The organism is Gilliamella sp. B2824 (assembly GCF_026536245.1).
In the GTDB taxonomy this organism is placed as follows: Bacteria; Pseudomonadota; Gammaproteobacteria; order Enterobacterales; family Orbaceae; genus Gilliamella.
Window position 1 is genome coordinate 19,135 of the sequence record NZ_JAFNON010000010.1, and the last position, 17,387, is coordinate 36,521.

Here is a 17,387-nt window from a genome sequence, read left to right on the forward strand (position 1 = left end):
CAATTGCCGGTGTTGATCAAGTAATAGCCTGTTCGTTTAATATGCACTCATGCAATAATTATTTATTGATGATATAACCACAAATTGCTAACAGCAGTACCACAAATACAGTTGCTATCGCGATGAGGTATTGTGTTTTTGTTCGATATTTTTTCATCTCGCCAAGAGAGAGCTCTCTATTTTTATTTTTGCTATGGTAATAATAGTATAATGGCAACCCAAGTAGAGTAAGTACTATTGATGCTATGCCATTAAACGTTTGATAAACCAACATGCCATAAATAACATAAATTGCACCAATGATCGCCATAATCGGAACTATCGGATAAGCAATCACTTTATAAGAACGCGGTATATCTGCATATTTTTTTCGCGCTATAATAACGCCAATAAACGTCAGCAAATAAAAAACCCATATTGAAAACATGGATATCTCGGATAGACGATCTGCATCAAGCAAGATTGAATATAAAAAGGCAAACACCACTAATACCGAGATCGCATTAACTGGTGAACGACTCGCTTCATCAAGTGTACTAAGATAACGAGCGCCAATAATCGTACCTCGTTCAGCCATACTAAAAATAGTGCGAGATAATGTCATAATATACCCATTAATCCCACCCAAAATTGATACCATTATGCCTACTGCCACTAAATTCCCACCTAAATGACCAAACATTCGTTGTGAGGCAACAGCCGAAGCATCATGGCCAAGGGTGACCATTTCTTGAACTGGAAAAATTTTAAACAGTGCTATATTTATACAAGCATAAACAATAACTAAAAATATGATGCCTAAAATAATTGCTTTAGGTAAAACTTTTGCCGGATTATGAATTTCACCAGCAACCGAAGCAACTTGTGCCCATCCATCATAAGCAAACAAGGTCGCCAAAATCGCTACAGCGAAAGGTGCAAAAGTTTCAATACCCTGTCCACTAGCCCCAAATAAGGCAACTTGACCATTGCCCTTCCATAATCCAAATACAGCTAAGAGTAATATTGGGATTAATTTACAAACTGTAGCTAGCGTTTGTAAATACCCAGCCTGTTTAACACCAATTGCATTAATAAATGCAATAAAGCCTAATACGCCAGCGCTCACCGCCATACGATAACTATCATCTATATTGAATAACAAACAAAAAACTGAACTAAAATAACCAACTAACGCACCAACTAAAGAAGGCGCAAATAACACAGTTATCATCCAGCCATAAAGATGAGCAATTTTAGGGCCATAGATTTTTTCTAAATAAACGAGCATGCCACCTGTTTTTGGAAACATAACCCCCAATTCACACAGCGTTAATCCCCCACAAATAGAAAAAATACCACCAATTATCCAAGCTAGCAGCGCATAATTATAATCACCAGCTACGGCTAATACGGCTGGTGGTTTCATAAAAGCGCCCGCCCCTAATACCATTCCTACAACTAACGACAATGCAGAAACTAAACCAAGATCTTTTCTTAATTTACTTTCTAGATTATGTTCTGACATAACTGTTCCCTTGAATATAAAAATACATCTACAAAATGGGCTTATATTAGGGATTTATTTATAAAACACAAGAAAGATTAATTTTAAAAAATTGGAAAGGCATAAAAATCAAGGTCATAAAAAAGTTAGCTAAACACTAACTTTTTTATTAATTGGTAAAATGAATATTAGTTTTTCTTTTTCATTTTCATATCAACCACCATACGACCGCGAATTTTACCTGCTTTCATTTCTTCGATCATCTCATTGATATCTTCGAGCGGCCTTTTCTCAACAATAGGCACCACTTTACCTTCAGCACTAAAACGAAATGCTTCCGCCAGATCTTCGCGCGTACCAACAAGCGAACCTAATACTTGTATACCATCTAATACTGTTTTGGGAATGCTTAAGTCCATGGTTTCGGAAGGTAAACCTAACGCAACAACTCGTCCTAATGGACGCACAGAATTAATTGCTTGATTAAAGCCTGTTTTAGTTACTGAAGTCACCACCGCACCATGAACCCCGCCATCAGTATGTTCTTTAATATAAGCGCCCACATCGTCAACCTTTTTCGGATTAACCACTAAATCAGCTCCTAATGTTTTACATAACGCTAACTGACTGTCACTATTGCTAATTGCGACAACTTTGTTATTAAAAACTTTTTTTCCATACTCAATAGCAAGTGTGCCTAACCCACCAATGCCAAACACGGCTAACCATTGACCGGGCTTTGTGTCTGCAACTTTAATACCTTTATAAGTGGTAACGCCGGCACAGGTGACACTGGTGGCTTGAGCAGGATCAAGCCCATCGGGGACTTTAACGGCATAATCAGCTTTAACAATGCATTGTTCTGCCATTCCACCATCGACACTATAACCCGAGTTAAGCGCATGGCGACAAAATGTTTCATTACCCGAAATACAGTATTCACATGTACCACAACCGGCATGAAACCATGCAATACTGACGCGATCGCCTATCTTTAAACTTTTTACATCAGGTGCAATTTTAGTCACAATCCCCACACCCTCATGCCCAATAACCCGCCCCGGTTTTTTACCAAAATCACCCGATGCAACATGAATATCGGTATGACAAAGTCCACAATATTCAACATCGACTAAAGCTTCACCTGCTTCTAAAGGGCGAAGAGAAATATCTTTGATGTCAACTTGCCCATCACACTCTTGTCTAATAACAGCAGCTTTCATTATATTCTCCTTGAAAAGTTTTAAGTTTAAAATGTAATGATTTTCATTTTAAACTAAATTTTTTCTAAAAATTTGATTAATTTCACAAATTTGCAAAAGAATAGGATTATTAAATAATCTTTATAAAAAAATGCCATCAAGCCAAATTAGATTAAAAAATGATAAAATAAAGCCGTTAACGTGAGTAGATGAATAAATGGATAAGTTGATAAAAAAGAGGAACAAAACTGTGTTTATTGTTCCTCTAATTTTAAATTGAGAAAAGTGAATATTAAGCAATATCTTTAGCGATATATTTTTGGCTATTATTTTTCATGGATAAATACAAACCAATTAACGCACCTAAGCCAAACAGCCCTACCACATAAATCGCAGGCGCCATTTTGCTAACAAAATCGCTAAAGAACGATATAAATAAAGGTGTTAATCCTCCGGCAATTGCATAGGCCATATTAAACGAAAATGAAACACCACTATAACGAATTTCAGCAGGAAACACTTTAACCATAAAATAAGCAAACGAGCCAACAATACCAACACCAAAACCAGCTAAAGGATAAGTGATTAATAAAAGATGCGGGTTATCTAATGAAAAATAGAAAATTGAAATTATAGTGACAGCAATAAGACAGCCAATAAATAACACTTTACCCATAGCAAATCTGTCCATCATCATGCCATAAAAAGTGCAACTCATGATTAGTCCAATAATAGCGAGTATATTACCTTGCAATGCATCAATAGCGGAAAATCCAAACTGCTTTTGCAATAAAATTGGGGTCATTAACATAATAACCATAATACCTGCCGATAATACCCAAGTAAGTAGCATAGATAAAATAGTTTGAGGTAAATACTGAGTTAATACTGTTATAACTGGAATTTTTTTTGCTAATTCTTGTTGTTTTCGTTTTTGTATTTCTAGAAAAATTGGCGTTTCTTTTAACCAACGACGTAAATACATGGCGATTAAACCAAATATCCCGCCAATAATAAATGGAATCCGCCAACCCCAATCACTCATTTGTTCGGGTGAAATGCTTTTATTCATTACAGTTGAAACCAGTGAACCAAGTAAAATGCCCAAACTTAAACCACTAGTTAATATTCCACAAGCTAAGCCAATTTTATTATTGGGAACATGCTCGGCAACAAACGTCCAAGCACCAGGCACCTCCCCGCCCACAGCAAGACCTTGGCACAGTCGCATAATTAATAACAAAATAGGCGCTAAAATGCCAATATTAGTATAAGTCGGTAAACAACCAATGAATAGTGTAGGTAATGCCATTAAAAGAATGCTTAACGTAAACATCCGTTTGCGACCAAATAAATCGCCAAAATGTGCCATAACAATGCCACCAAATGGACGAATTAAATAGCCTGCCGCAAAAATCCCAAATGTTTGCACTTGACTTAACCATGCTGGCATATCATCCGGAAAAAAAAGATGGCTAATAATAATGGAAAAAAAGACAAATATAATAAAATCATAAAACTCTAATGCACCACCTAGTGCTGATAAAGCCAAAGTTTTATAGTCTTGATTGTTTAAGGTTCGAGTTGGCGTCGCGTTTTGTGCGTATGACATGATTATCCTTGTAAAGTATATTTTACACATAGTCTATTATTGTGTACTAATATACCTCAACACAATTTTTTTGGAAGAAAAATATCAAATAATACGCCAATTTACATTGTATAACGCTTAAAACTAACTTGTGCATATTGCTCTTTTATTGTCCTGATAAAATGATGATAATAAACTGCAATTTATTAAATTATGTATATAATCTAAACTAGCACTAAATGATTAATAAATCGTCGCGAAAAGAAACTACAATCATAAAATCTTTTTAAATGGAGAGTTATAAAATGGGTATAAAACGTATTTCTCGTGGAAAATTCACTCGCATGCAACAGTTATCAAACCAAGATGGCGTTATTGCGGCACTAGCAATCGACCAACGTGGTTCAATGGTAAAAATGATGGAAGCGGCTGTTGGTAAAGATCGTTATAATGTTGAAATGGTCTATGAATTTAAAGAACTTGTTTCACAAGAATTAACAAAATATGTGAGTGCAATTTTGTTAGATGAAGAATATGGCTTTAAAGGTATGGCTAAAAAAAATAAGGATGCGGGATTAATCATTTCTTATGAGAAAACCGGTTATGATGCAAACACGCCTGGCCGTTTACCTGATGTTTTACCTGAAGACTCTCTACAACGATTATTGAAAAAAGGGGCTGATGCAGCAAAAGTATTAGTTTATTATAATCCCGATGATCCTAAAGATATTTTAGAGAAAAAACATGCGTTTCTAGAACGTGTTGGTACAGAAGCCAGAGCTGCCGATATTCCATTATTTGTCGAACCAATTGTCTATGATAATGTCGTGACCGATGATAAAAGCCCTGAGTTTGCCAAAATAAAACCACAAAAAGTGATTAACACCATTAAAGAATTCACTAAAAACCAATATTACATTGATGTACTTAAAGTTGAAGTACCCGTGTTGTTTAAAAATGTAGAAGGATTTAATGATAACAACGTAGTTGTCTATACTCAAAAACAAGCTGCCGATTATTTTAAACAAGCTAGTGATGCGGCAACTCGTCCATTTATCTATTTAAGTGCGGGCGTACCAACAAAAACGTTCCATCAAGAATTAATTTTTGCTGGTGAGAATGGCGCTAAATATAGTGGTATTTTAGGTGGTCGTGCAACATGGTTTGAAGGCGTTGCGGCTTATGCTAAAGACGGTAAAGAGGGTTTAAAACGCTGGTTAGACCAAACTGGTCGTGAAAATGTTGAGCACCTTAACAAAATTTTAAAACAATACGCTACACCTTGGTATGATATCTATGGTGGTAAAGACAGTATTGAAGTAATTGATCTAAAATTAGGTGACTAATTTAAATCAATAAATTAACACTCATCACCTAAACGTGATGAGTGAATTAATGAAAGAACAAAGTTGATAGATATATTCTTCAACCTCTCGTTAAATATCTTCCCTGTTACCAAACTCAGTCAAAATGCCTCATGCTATCGTACTCACTTAGTGATTGATTAAATTGCGCGATCAAAAAATAGATCAACCTGACTCAATTTAGCCATTGCCGTTACATAAGCCAACGTTTTTGGTGGAAAAGATAGATCTTTTACACAGGTTAAATTACGTAATACTGGAAATAGACAAATATCATCTAAAGACAATTGACCATTACACGCTTGTGGTGAAACAATCAAAGGATCTAGTTGTTCAAGCAACTGAGAAACAGCTAAAACCAGTGAACTTGTTTGCGCTAAACATTCATCAAATGATCCCATCTTTTTAGCTTTACTTGCGACAAAACTCTCAATGGCACTTTGTGTAGCAAACTCAGCTAAACCCAGTTTAATATAACGCGGACACTCTAATTTATAATCATACTGCTGTATGTTTTTTATTATCTCGGCAATTTTCGCTGATTTAGGGCCAATCAATATAGGGCTATCGCCATAATTATTATCAACATAATCAACAATATCTAAACTTTCAGGCATATAACTACCATCATCTTTTTGTAAAATTGGCACCATTTTTTCACCAATCATACTTTCAGGTGATTTGTTATCATCACTCAAAAATACTTCTAATTTAACTGGTATGTGTTTTAAACCAAAAATCATTCTTGCTCTGGCGCAAAAAGGACAATGTTCATAAATATACAGCTTCATGTTTTTCTCCTCAAACAATCAACTACCCATAAAAATAAGGCTGAACCTAAAAACAATAAAAAAACCATACCGACAGCAAACAACGCTTTCGGATAGCCTATTTTCACAACATTAATAAAAGGATAAGGATATAAATTAGTATAGTATCCTCTGACAAAAATATATATGCCATAAGCTAACATACAGACTAATGAACCCATTATCACTCGAAAATTAATGCGTCGAAACGGTCCCCAAATTAACCAACTCAAAACACCGAGTAACGGTATAACAACATGTAAACTTTCATTGGTGAATTTTAATAAATCATTTGGCGGTTTATGAATAGCGCGTAACATTAAGTTATAAACGATAGAAGTGATTATCACGCCTACTAGCCCATTTAACCGAATAATTTTAAAGCTAAAACGATGGCAACTAGGATTAAAAAATAGCCATAAACAACTCACCGCCAACATCAAATTCGATAACACAGTAAAAAAACTATAATAAAAAATGATTCGACCAACTGGCGTCGCTGGTTGCCAAGGTTGAAGTTGAGCATGCCAATAAAGATAAGTTTCTATACCAATAACAAAAAAAGCATATAGCCCAATAAAAAGAGGTACAGCGCGTTTTAACATACACATCATCACAAAATAAAATATTAATGCAAATATATATCAGATATTATTAAAAATACAAAAGAGAATCATGTGTTAATTGACTTGCTATAATTAAGTTTGCATAAATCGACCTAAAAACCATTACCCAATAAATATAACAAGGTCCTTTCATTTACATGCCATTACTTGGTCTAAACTGCAACGATCAGCGAGTTGGTATATAATGACGTAAATAAATTGAATATAGAGATGACCATGAATGTCAAATAAAAGTATTGCGACACAAAGTAAAGTGTTAATTGAACAGTTTTTAGATTCATTATGGCTAGAGCGTAATCTAGCAGAAAACACGATAGAATCTTACAAACTCGATTTGTTTGCACTTAGCCACTCATTACAGCAACAAAATGTCACAATGCTAAGCGCGCAGACCATTAATTTACAAAATTTTTTAATGCAGCGCGTGCAAGATGGTTATAAAGCCAGTAGCTCGGCACGTTTATTAAGTGCAACTAAACGTTTTTTTCAATATTTGTATCAAGAAAATTATCGCACCGATGATCCCTCTGCCGTTTTGTCATCGCCCAAATTACCCAAAAAATTACCTAAAGATTTAACCGAATCACAAGTCGATGCGTTGCTTGAATCGCCCAGTACTGATGACCCTATCGAACTACGCGACAAAGCTATGCTAGAAGTGCTTTATGCAACTGGATTACGGGTTAGTGAATTAGTCAATTTAGAAATCAGTGATGTCAGTTTGCGGCAAGGGGTGATAAGGGTAATTGGTAAAGGTAATAAAGAGCGCTTAGTGCCACTGGGGGAAGAAGCCATTTATTGGTTAGAATACTATTTCAAATATGCCCGTAATGATCTTTTAAAATCTGGGCCGATTGACGTGCTGTTCCCTAGCCGATTAGGTAAAAAAATGACTCGACAGACATTCTGGCATCGAATCAAATATTATGCCATACTAACCGGCATTAATATTGAAGCACTCTCACCCCACGTACTGCGACATGCGTTTGCAACACATTTGCTTAACCATGGTGCAGATTTGCGGGTAGTGCAAATGTTGCTGGGTCATAGTAGCTTATCGACAACGCAAATCTATACCCATGTGGCAACAGAAAGATTAAAACAGTTACACAGTAAGCATCATCCTCGAGCATAATGCTTAAAAAATAAGGATAATTGAATGAAAAAATTAGTTTTAGGTTTAGCATTAATTTCAACATCAGTACTGGCAAGTAATGCTGATATTGCCAAAACACTCGGCAAATTAGGTTATACTGAAAAAGACTTAAAAATTGCCGACAGCCCTGTAAAAGGACTAAAAAGTGTTAATACACCTGATGGTATTTTTTATGTTTCTGATGATGGTAAATATTTAACGCAAGGTCCTTTCTATAACTTAGAAGGTAACGAACCGGTTAACATCGCTAATAGTAACAATGTTAAATTAATCAAATCTATTGAGAAAGATGCAATTGTTTATAAAGCACCAAACGAAAAATATGTTATTTCGGTGTTTACTGACTATACTTGTCATTATTGTAAATTACTGCATGAAAATATTGATAAATATTTAGATGCAGGCATTTCAATCCACTATTTTGCGTTCCCACGTGCAGGAGCGGATAGTGAAGTAGGCAAAAACATGCAATCAATCTGGAGTGTTGCCGATCGTAAAGCTGCTTTTGATAATGCCTATAAAGGTAATACGATTTCACCCGCTAGCAGTATGGTACCTTATGTCACTCAACAATTTAATGTTGGTAAGCAACTCGGTATTAGTGGGACCCCAGCTATTGTTTTAGCTGATGGTCAACTGGTGTCAGGTTATGTCCCGGCTGATAAATTGCTTGATATTTTGAATAAAAAATCTGTTAAATAATTAGTCGTTTATCACAACAATTAATATTCGAACTAACCACTATAACAACTTGTGTTAGCGCTTTAGCGCTAACATTTTAAATATGAATAAAAATAGAATAATACATCGACAATTACCACAAACGCTTCCTGAATTCTCGCAAGATATTCCGCCATTATTGCAACGAGTCTATGCCATGCGAGATATCAAATCAATGCAAGAGCTAGACTATTCTACGCGTAATTTGTGCAATTATGATAAGTTAGATGGAACAACCACTGCTGTTGAAATTCTTTATTCTGCAATAAAAAATAATCAACGTATCATCGTTGTTGGCGATTTTGATACCGATGGAGCCACAAGTACCGCATTAACGGTTACTGCACTAAGAAAGATGGGCTGCCAATTTGTCGATTATATCATCCCAGATCGTTTTGAAGATGGCTACGGCTTAAGTGTAGGTGTTGTTGAAAAAGCAATGTCAAGACACGCAGATCTCATTATCACTGTTGATAACGGTATTGCCGCATTAGAAGCCGTAAAATTTGCCAAGCAAGCTAACTTAACAGTGATTATTACCGATCACCATTTATGCCCTGAACAGTTACCTATTGCAGATGCAATAATTAATCCCAATTTACCTAATTGCACTTTTCCATCTAAACATCTTGCTGGCGTCGGTGTTGCATTCTATTTTATGCTGGCATTAAGAGCTAAATTACGCAAAGAAAATTGGTTCCTTAAGAATAATCTAACCGAGTACAATATCGCCAATCTATTAGATTTAGTCGCTTTAGGTACCATTGCTGACGTTGTCAAACTTGACCATAATAATCGAATATTAGTGCACCAAGGCATGAATAGAATACGATCTGGCTATTGTTGTAATGGTATTAAAGCGCTGTTACATATCGCGAAAAAAGAAGCAATTTCCTTCACAGCGATTGATTTAGCCTACTATGTTGCACCAAGACTCAATGCAGCAGGCAGAATGGATAATATGGCACTAGGTGTTGAACTACTACTCTGTGATGATTTTGACTTAGCAGTTCAGCAAGCAACAGATCTTGATATACTCAATACTGATCGCAAGCTAATTGAACAAACAATGCAGAAAGAAGCATTAGCATATATTCAACAGCTTGAAAAACAAGATACATCCATCCCAAATGCTATTGTCGTTTACCACCCACAGTGGCATCAAGGTATTATCGGTATTTTATCGGCACGATTAAAAGATAAATATTATCGCCCGGTTATCTCCTTTGCTTCAACCCAAGATGGGCATTTAAAAGGTTCAGGCAGATCAATTCCAGGTGTTCACTTACGTGATGTACTTGATGAACTGGATCAAAAACACCCGAACTTAATCGTGAGTTTTGGTGGTCATGCAATGGCGGTTGGTTTAACGATTCGTGAACAAGACATCGAGCTATTTAGAGACAGTTTTGAAACGCTATTAAATGACAAATTAAGTGATGAGGTATTACAACCAACAATAGAAACTGATGGTGAGATCGATGGACAAGATTTTAATTATGCAATAGCTTTGCAATTGAAAGAGGGAGGACCTTGGGGTGAGGGGTTTGATGAACCTATTTTTGATGGGGAATTTATTATCCATCAGCAACGCCTATTTGCAGAAAAACACCTTAGATTAGTGTTAGAACCCCAAAATGGTGGTAGTCTGATAGAAGGCATATTATTTAATGCTAATTTGCAACAATGGCCGGATCAATCAATAAAAAAAGTCAAAATTGTTTACCATTTAGTTGTAGATGATTTTCGAGGTAATCAGGCGGCAAAGTTAATGATTCGATATATATGGCCTATCGCATAACGATTTAAAATCGTCTATAATAAACTTTACCTATCGGTGTTGAATCTCATTACCATTCAAAACGACTATAGTGATAAACAATTATTATCATCGATATATTTTATAAAAGTTAAGGATTAAAAATGCGTATTCATATTCTAGGGATTTGTGGCACATTTATGGCAGGAATTGCTTTGATAGCCCGATCACTAGGCCATAAAGTTACTGGTTCAGACAAAAATGTTTACCCACCCATGAGTACTCTCTTACAAAAAGAAAATATAGAGATTATTGAAGGGTACGACCCAGTACAACTCACACCTACACCAGATTTAGTTATTATTGGTAACGCTTTATCAAGGGGTAATCCTTGTATTGAATATATTCTTGATAACAATATCCCTTATATTTCTGCACCACAGTGGCTGCACGATAACGTTTTATGCAACCGTTGGGTCATAGCCGTTGCCGGTACTCATGGTAAAACAACAACAGCAGGTATGGTTAACTGGATTTTAGAAAAGCAAGGTTATAATCAAGGCTTTGTTATTGGTGGTGTACCGGGTAATTTTGATGTATCAGCAAGACTGGGGGAAGGCAACTTTTTTGTTATTGAAGCCGATGAATATGATTGTTCTTTTTTTGATAAACGTTCTAAATTCATGCATTATTGTCCTAAAACCTTGATAATGAATAATTTAGAATTTGATCATGCCGATATCTTTGATGATCTTAGTGCAATTCAAAGACAATTTCATCATTTAGTGCGCTTAGTACCCAGTAAAGGGCTTATCATTTCACCACAAGACGATGTCAACTTAAAACAAGTACTCGCTAAAGGCTGTTGGAGTGAACAAACATTTACTGAATCTGAAAATGGCTGGCTTGCACAACGCATTAATAATGATGCAAGTCATTTTGCGGTTTATTTTAATAATCAAAAAGTCGGTGAAGTGCAATATTCACTTGTTGGCGAACATAATATGCATAATGCATTAATGGCGATTGCAGCTGCGCATAATGTCGGAATTGCGCCTGCTGATGCATGCGAGGCATTAAGCACTTTTGTTAACGCTAAAAGACGCTTAGAGCTGTATGGAGAAGTCAATAATATCGAAATATATGATGATTTTGCCCATCATCCAACAGCAATATTGGCTACATTAGAAGCATTACGTAGCAAAATTGGGGCTAATCGTCGAATATTAGCCGTACTTGAGCCGCGATCAAATACCATGAAATTGGGTGTATCAAAAGATGAATTAGCACCTTCACTAGGACGAGCTGACGAAATTTTCATCTTTCAACCTGAACATTTACCTTGGTTAGTTGCAGATGTGGTTGATGCCTGCATCCAGCCTGCACATTGGTCTGGGGATATCGATCTATTAGTTGAGATGATCAGCAAATCAGCTAAACCGACTGATGCAATTTTGATTATGAGCAATGGTGGTTTTAGTGGCATCCATAAAAAAATTCTAGAAAGTTTAGAAAGGCAGCAACTCAAAGATCAGCAAGAAGAACAATTATTGATCTAAAACAGAAATTAGATTAACTCACCATAATAATTTAGCCACATAATGTGGCTATTTTTTAAAGGCAAGACGGAGGCAGTATGCAATACTTGGTCACCTCATCTGAAATGAAACAATTCGATACTTATACAACTTCGGATGTGGGCTTACCCCCATTGGTACTTATGGAACGCGCTGCCCTTGCTGTTATCAAACAACTTAAATCTGGTGAATTTGATTTAAACAAAGTTGCGCTCCTATGTGGTTATGGTAATAATGGCGGAGACGGTATTGCCGTTGCTCGGCTACTCAAATTACAACAAATTGATGTTGTTATCTATTTAGTCGGTAATGCTGATAATGCTTCGACCGAAACATTACAACAAATCAAAATAGCTCAGCACTATCAAATCCCTATCATGATATCGTTACCTGATTCACTTTCATCTTATACAACAGTTGTGGATGCCATTTTTGGTATTGGTCTTAATCGAGATGTTAGTGGTGATTTTTTGCGAGCGATTGAGCTTATTAATCAAAGCCATGGCGATATACTCGCTATTGATATCCCTTCCGGCGTGTGTGCTAACACCGGTAAAATATTAGGTGCTGCGGTAAACGCGAAACAGACAGTAACGTTTGCCTATGCGAAGCTCGGATTATCTTTTTATCCTGGCATTGAACTAGCCGGCAAAATAACCATTGCCGATATTGGCATTTATGCTGACAAACCAGCAGCGCATTATACCTTTGAGCAAGATGATCTGGATAACTTGTTACCTGTGCGAGCAAATGATTCCCATAAAGGCTCTTATGGTAGAGTATTGACCATAGCCGGTTCGCAAAACATGTCCGGTGCCGCTTACTTTTCGGCTAAAGCCGCCTATCGAGCTGGTGCTGGGTTAGTACGTATTTACACACCAAGTTGTAATAGCGGTATTTTATTATCTCAACTCCCCGAAGCATTATTATCGCCTTTTACGCCGAATCAAGTTAATTTTACTGAACTTGAAACAGGGATAAATTGGGCATCAGTAATTGTTATCGGTCCCGGTATGGGGATATCTGATGATACTTATAAGATTTTATCTTATGTTGTTCACCATGCAACCGTACCAATAATTATTGATGCTGACGGGCTTAATGTTTTATCGCAAGATTTGTCATTACTTGAACAGGCAAAATCAACCCTTATTCTTACGCCACATTTAGGTGAAATGGCGAACTTAACAAAGCTACCTATCGATAAGATTAAAAATAATTTAGTTGCAACAGCAAAAGCATTTTCGCAACAACACAATGTCATTTGTGTGCTTAAAGATGCTAAGACCGTCGTTGCCCACCCTAACAAACCAACCTATATTAATCAATCAGGCAATAATGGTATGGCAACTGCTGGATCAGGTGATGTGTTAACTGGTATTATAGCTGGACTCATTGCCGGTCACTTACCCGCAGCTCAAGCAGCCCCAGTAAGTGTTTACTTGCATGGTTTGGCTGGTAATAAGGCAGCTGAAAAATTAAATAAATACAGTTTATTAGCTTCTGATATCATCGAAGGTTTAACACATATACTACCCAATTAACCCCGATACAATAGGCTCAAAACTCAATGCATTATGTTTATATTGAGGATCACGCATGAATCAAACAACTGAAATTGTTGCAATGTTATGTCGCAGAATTAAATTGGCAAGAATTGAAAAAAATTTATCTCAACAAGAACTTGCTCAAAAATCTGAACTTGGCATAGCAACAATTAAACGTATAGAAAATGGTGAATCCATTACTTTACATACACTAATAAACGTTCTACGAGGATTAGACGAACTTGATCAACTCAATAATTTACTCGCCTACAATGAACTAATGCATAGCACATCAACCAATCAAGCCAAACGAAAAAGAAAGTTACGTTCAATAAAAAGTGAAAAAGTCGATATGCTGGTTAATAATGACTTTTTACGTTCCAAGGCGAATACCATGCGCTGGAAATATTAACTTTGATCGCTTCAATTCGCCAAATTACTAGTCGGCAAATTGAAGGATTAATCTATCGCAGTTAACGGCGAATTAATTACAGTAAACGGTAATTGCCAGCCCGCCTCGTGATGTTTCACGATATTTAGCATTCATGTCTTTACCGGTTTCATACATTGTTTCAATCACCTTATCAAGCGACACTTTGGCAACTGTTGTGCGCCTTAACGCCATTCGAGTCGCATTAATTGCTTTAACAGAGGCAATTGCATTACGCTCAATACACGGCACTTGTACCTGCCCAGCAACCGGATCGCAAGTCAAACCTAAATTATGTTCCATGGCAATCTCAGCGGCCATACAAACTTGCTGTGGATTTCCACCTAAAAGCTCGGCAAGACCAGCAGCAGCCATTGAACAAGCAACACCCACTTCACCTTGGCAACCGACTTCTGCTCCCGATATTGAGGCATTTTTTTGGTAAAGTTGCCCTATTGCTCCGCAAGTTAAAAAGAAACGCATTGAGATTTCAGGCGTAACAGGATTAATAAACTTATCATAATAGGCAAGAACAGCAGGAATAATCCCACATGCACCATTAGTTGGCGCTGTTACCACCCGTCCACCAGCAGCATTCTCTTCACTCACCGCTAAGGCAAACATATTGACCCAATCAATAATCACCATAGGATCGCTAATAATATTATCTTTAGTGGTCGATAATTGACGGTATAGCGAAAACGCACGACGTGGCACTTTAAGTGGACCTGGTAATAGCCCCTCGGTATTCATTCCCCGTTTTATACAATCTAAAATGGTTTGCCCGACATGATGAAAATAGTTTTCAATCTCTTCATAAGAGTGCAGTTCCAGCTCGTTTTTCATCATAATACTGGAAATGGATAACGAATTATCTTCACACGATTTTAATAGCTGCGCAGCAGTCGAGAATGGGTAAGGCAATAAAACTGGATTTTGATCTTGTTGACCAAATTGTGCTTCTTCAACAATTTTGCCACCACCAACAGAGTAATAAGTTTTTTGCAACAGCAAATCATCACCATGATAAGCGCTGAGTGTCATACCATTTTCATGCAATGGTAAAAACTTAGAGTGAAAAATCATACACTCAGCTAGCGGAAAATCAATTTCATAACGATTGTTATAAATCGGTAATCGATTAGTCTGGCTAATTTTTTCAATAAATATCGGGATGTTATCAATATTTACGGTATCGGGTTTTTCACCTGCCAGTCCCATAATAATGGCAATATCGGTTTGATGTCCCTTACCTGTTAATGATAATGAACCATAAACGTCCGCTACAATTCTTGTCACAGACGGCATCAACCCTTTACTTATCAGCTCATCGACAAATGCTTTTCCGGCTCGCATTGGTCCGACTGTATGTGAACTTGACGGCCCAATACCGATTTTAAATATTTCAAATACCGAACTCATATTTTTCCCTTTTCAAAACTCAATGTAACTAAACCACATTGATAGATACTTTATAGATTACTCAATCAAATTAGATAATAAATATCTGTGTTAAACGTTTAACAACCAGCAATTAGGGCAACGCGCCTAATCCTTAAAATGAAAATCAAGATTGATTAAAAACACAACTGATATCAACTCGAAAAATATTGATCCGCCTATTAACCTAAGCGGATTTTTTCTTTAGATGGTCATCATAACGGATAAATTCAAGCTTAAAGCAAATTATAAATAGCTGCTGAAATAGCAATCAATCCCATAATGACAATAAACACATTGCTTAATTTGCCACGATACTTAGCTAATGCCGGTAATTTGTGAATTGCATACATTGGCATTAAAAACAGAAGTATTGCTAAAATTGGTCCACCCAATGATTCAATTAAACCTAAAATACTTGGATTGAGTGTTGCTATTCCCCAAGCAGTGATAAACATAAAACCAATGGCAATTTTATCTAATTTTGCTGGTGAAATTGTTTTATCACAGCTACGTAGTAATTTATTCACCACCCCATTAAAGCCCTCTTTACCCCCTAAATAGTGCCCTAAAAATGATTTAGCCATTGCAATAAACGCAATTGGAGGACCAATATACTCAATCACAGGTGAATTAAATCGGTTTGCCAAATAAGATAATGTCGAAATATTTTGTGCTTTTGCATCCAATAACTCAGCAGGGGTCAAACATAGTGCACAACTAAACACAAAAAACATGACAGTAACGACCATCATTATATTACTTGCTGCAATAATTCTAGAGCATTTTTGTTCAGCATAAACATCGCCATACTCTTTGCGTTTAGCAACAGCTAAAGAAGAGATAATTGGAGAGTGATTAAATGCAAACACCATAACCGGAATAACCAACCACAGCGTCATTAAAATACTTTGACTTCCTTCACTGCCAGCACTGGTGAGTGAAACGTTGGAAAAAATCTCACCATTCCATTCCGGAATTAGAAATAACGCTAAAATCATCAGTACAGCAATAAACGGAAACACCAAAATCGACATCACTTTGACAATCAGCTCTTCACCAAAGTGAACAATCGACATTAAAAAAGCGACCAATATAAAGGATAATAACGCCCTAGGTATCGATGCCATGCCTAATTGATGTACCATAAAGCTATCAACGGTATTGGTGATCCCAACACTATAAACCAATAAAATGGGGTAGATAGCAAAAAAATAGAGCACCGTGATAAAGTTTCCGGCAGTTCGTCCAAATGCCTCTTCAACAACAACGGTGATATCGCCTTCAGGTTTTTTACCCGATAAAACAAATCGACATAATGCTTGATGGGCAAAAAATGTCATCGGAAAGGCAAGCACTAACATTACTAATAATGGAATTAACCCCCCAACACCTGCATTTATCGGTAAAAACAGTACGCCTGCACCGATTGCTGTTCCATACAGACTCAGCATCCATAACGTATCACTTTTACGCCACTTGGGTAATTTTGCCTCACTTTTTACCTCACTAGCTTGTTTATTGGCTATGGCACTATCCATATTACTATTCTCCTATACCTAAAAATTTGTGCGTATGATATCAATTTAAAAACGTTACTAAAGTGATCTACATCACACAAATTAATAAAAAATCAAATATAATCAATAAGATAAAGATATCTCTTTTGATACCTAGCCA

General features: G+C 36.5%; 14 protein-coding genes. 7 read left to right on the forward strand and 7 right to left on the reverse strand.

Annotated features, from left to right (window positions below):
• Nucleotides 1-58 precede the first annotated feature (58 nt).
• The 3 genes from J3U56_RS09670 to J3U56_RS09680 form a co-directional block, all read right to left on the reverse strand.
• Complete coding sequence (locus tag J3U56_RS09670; RefSeq protein WP_267334313.1) at nucleotides 59-1,507, reverse strand: APC family permease; 1,449 nt, start codon at nucleotides 1,505-1,507, stop codon at nucleotides 59-61.
• 167 nt (nucleotides 1,508-1,674) lie between these two features.
• Nucleotides 1,675-2,709 (reverse strand): alcohol dehydrogenase AdhP, encoded by a 1,035-nt coding sequence (gene adhP, locus J3U56_RS09675; RefSeq protein ID WP_267334312.1) that lies wholly within the window; start codon nucleotides 2,707-2,709, stop codon nucleotides 1,675-1,677.
• A 271-nt stretch (nucleotides 2,710-2,980) separates the two neighbouring features.
• On the reverse strand, nucleotides 2,981-4,300 hold the full coding sequence (locus J3U56_RS09680) for an MFS transporter (protein WP_267367501.1): 1,320 nt from the start codon (nucleotides 4,298-4,300) through the stop codon (nucleotides 2,981-2,983).
• A gap of 290 nt (nucleotides 4,301-4,590) precedes the next feature.
• On the opposite strand from J3U56_RS09680, the gene J3U56_RS09685 reads away from it, so the two are divergent.
• A complete protein-coding gene (locus J3U56_RS09685) occupies nucleotides 4,591-5,625 on the forward strand; it encodes a tagatose 1,6-diphosphate aldolase (RefSeq protein ID WP_416379612.1) in 1,035 nt (344 codons plus the stop codon).
• Nucleotides 5,626-5,783: 158 nt separating this feature from the next.
• Here the strand turns inward: J3U56_RS09685 and grxB are convergent, their stop codons facing one another.
• Both grxB and J3U56_RS09695 read right to left on the reverse strand, forming a co-directional pair.
• Nucleotides 5,784-6,434 carry a glutaredoxin 2 gene (gene grxB, locus J3U56_RS09690; RefSeq protein WP_267349059.1) on the reverse strand — a complete coding sequence of 217 codons (651 nt, stop codon included), beginning with the start codon at nucleotides 6,432-6,434 and terminating at the stop codon, nucleotides 5,784-5,786.
• Nucleotides 6,431-7,057 carry a Pr6Pr family membrane protein gene (locus tag J3U56_RS09695; protein ID WP_267334308.1) on the reverse strand — a complete coding sequence of 209 codons (627 nt, stop codon included), beginning with the start codon at nucleotides 7,055-7,057 and terminating at the stop codon, nucleotides 6,431-6,433. Before J3U56_RS09695 ends, grxB begins: the two co-directional genes overlap by 4 nt.
• 241 nt (nucleotides 7,058-7,298) lie before the next feature.
• Between J3U56_RS09695 and xerD the strand changes: the two genes are divergently transcribed.
• From xerD to J3U56_RS09725, 6 genes are all read left to right on the forward strand, one after another.
• Nucleotides 7,299-8,213 carry a site-specific tyrosine recombinase XerD gene (gene xerD / locus J3U56_RS09700; protein ID WP_267349061.1) on the forward strand — a complete coding sequence of 305 codons (915 nt, stop codon included), beginning with the start codon at nucleotides 7,299-7,301 and terminating at the stop codon, nucleotides 8,211-8,213.
• 24 nt (nucleotides 8,214-8,237) lie between these two features.
• Nucleotides 8,238-8,936, forward strand: a complete 699-nt coding sequence (dsbC, locus tag J3U56_RS09705; RefSeq protein ID WP_267334306.1) for a bifunctional protein-disulfide isomerase/oxidoreductase DsbC — start codon at nucleotides 8,238-8,240, stop codon at nucleotides 8,934-8,936.
• An 82-nt stretch (nucleotides 8,937-9,018) separates the two neighbouring features.
• On the forward strand, nucleotides 9,019-10,755 hold the full coding sequence (recJ, locus tag J3U56_RS09710; RefSeq protein WP_267344676.1) for a single-stranded-DNA-specific exonuclease RecJ: 1,737 nt from the start codon (nucleotides 9,019-9,021) through the stop codon (nucleotides 10,753-10,755).
• A gap of 122 nt (nucleotides 10,756-10,877) precedes the next feature.
• Complete coding sequence (gene mpl, locus J3U56_RS09715; protein ID WP_267334304.1) at nucleotides 10,878-12,272, forward strand: UDP-N-acetylmuramate:L-alanyl-gamma-D-glutamyl-meso-diaminopimelate ligase; 1,395 nt, start codon at nucleotides 10,878-10,880, stop codon at nucleotides 12,270-12,272.
• A gap of 77 nt (nucleotides 12,273-12,349) precedes the next feature.
• On the forward strand, nucleotides 12,350-13,834 hold the full coding sequence (locus tag J3U56_RS09720; RefSeq protein ID WP_267367504.1) for an NAD(P)H-hydrate dehydratase: 1,485 nt from the start codon (nucleotides 12,350-12,352) through the stop codon (nucleotides 13,832-13,834).
• A 55-nt stretch (nucleotides 13,835-13,889) separates the two neighbouring features.
• The gene (locus tag J3U56_RS09725) at nucleotides 13,890-14,249 is read left to right on the forward strand and encodes a helix-turn-helix domain-containing protein (RefSeq protein WP_267334302.1); all 360 of its coding nucleotides are present in this window, start codon (nucleotides 13,890-13,892) and stop codon (nucleotides 14,247-14,249) included.
• A gap of 72 nt (nucleotides 14,250-14,321) precedes the next feature.
• On the opposite strand, the gene J3U56_RS09730 is transcribed toward J3U56_RS09725, so the two are convergent.
• Both J3U56_RS09730 and J3U56_RS09735 read right to left on the reverse strand, forming a co-directional pair.
• Nucleotides 14,322-15,689, reverse strand: a complete 1,368-nt coding sequence (locus J3U56_RS09730) for an L-serine ammonia-lyase (RefSeq protein ID WP_267334301.1) — start codon at nucleotides 15,687-15,689, stop codon at nucleotides 14,322-14,324.
• A gap of 254 nt (nucleotides 15,690-15,943) precedes the next feature.
• The gene (locus tag J3U56_RS09735) at nucleotides 15,944-17,248 is read right to left on the reverse strand and encodes a serine/threonine transporter (RefSeq protein WP_267367507.1); all 1,305 of its coding nucleotides are present in this window, start codon (nucleotides 17,246-17,248) and stop codon (nucleotides 15,944-15,946) included.
• Nucleotides 17,249-17,387: the final 139 nt, after the last annotated feature.

Excerpts from the sequence above, each read along its gene's own strand:
- J3U56_RS09680 (WP_267367501.1), bottom strand. The coding sequence starts at position 4,300 with ATGTCATACGCACAAAACGCGACGCCAACTCGAACCTTAAACAATCAA.
- recJ (WP_267344676.1), top strand. The coding sequence starts at position 9,019 with ATGAATAAAAATAGAATAATACATCGACAATTACCACAAACGCTTCCT.
- J3U56_RS09735 (WP_267367507.1), bottom strand. The coding sequence starts at position 17,248 with ATGGATAGTGCCATAGCCAATAAACAAGCTAGTGAGGTAAAAAGTGAG.
- mpl (WP_267334304.1), top strand. The coding sequence starts at position 10,878 with ATGCGTATTCATATTCTAGGGATTTGTGGCACATTTATGGCAGGAATT.
- adhP (WP_267334312.1), bottom strand. The coding sequence starts at position 2,709 with ATGAAAGCTGCTGTTATTAGACAAGAGTGTGATGGGCAAGTTGACATC.
- dsbC (WP_267334306.1), top strand. The coding sequence starts at position 8,238 with ATGAAAAAATTAGTTTTAGGTTTAGCATTAATTTCAACATCAGTACTG.
- xerD (WP_267349061.1), top strand. The coding sequence starts at position 7,299 with ATGTCAAATAAAAGTATTGCGACACAAAGTAAAGTGTTAATTGAACAG.
- J3U56_RS09720 (WP_267367504.1), top strand. The coding sequence starts at position 12,350 with ATGCAATACTTGGTCACCTCATCTGAAATGAAACAATTCGATACTTAT.
- J3U56_RS09730 (WP_267334301.1), bottom strand. The coding sequence starts at position 15,689 with ATGAGTTCGGTATTTGAAATATTTAAAATCGGTATTGGGCCGTCAAGT.
- J3U56_RS09725 (WP_267334302.1), top strand. The coding sequence starts at position 13,890 with ATGAATCAAACAACTGAAATTGTTGCAATGTTATGTCGCAGAATTAAA.
- grxB (WP_267349059.1), bottom strand. The coding sequence starts at position 6,434 with ATGAAGCTGTATATTTATGAACATTGTCCTTTTTGCGCCAGAGCAAGA.
- J3U56_RS09695 (WP_267334308.1), bottom strand. The coding sequence starts at position 7,057 with ATGTTAAAACGCGCTGTACCTCTTTTTATTGGGCTATATGCTTTTTTT.
- J3U56_RS09670 (WP_267334313.1), bottom strand. The coding sequence starts at position 1,507 with ATGTCAGAACATAATCTAGAAAGTAAATTAAGAAAAGATCTTGGTTTA.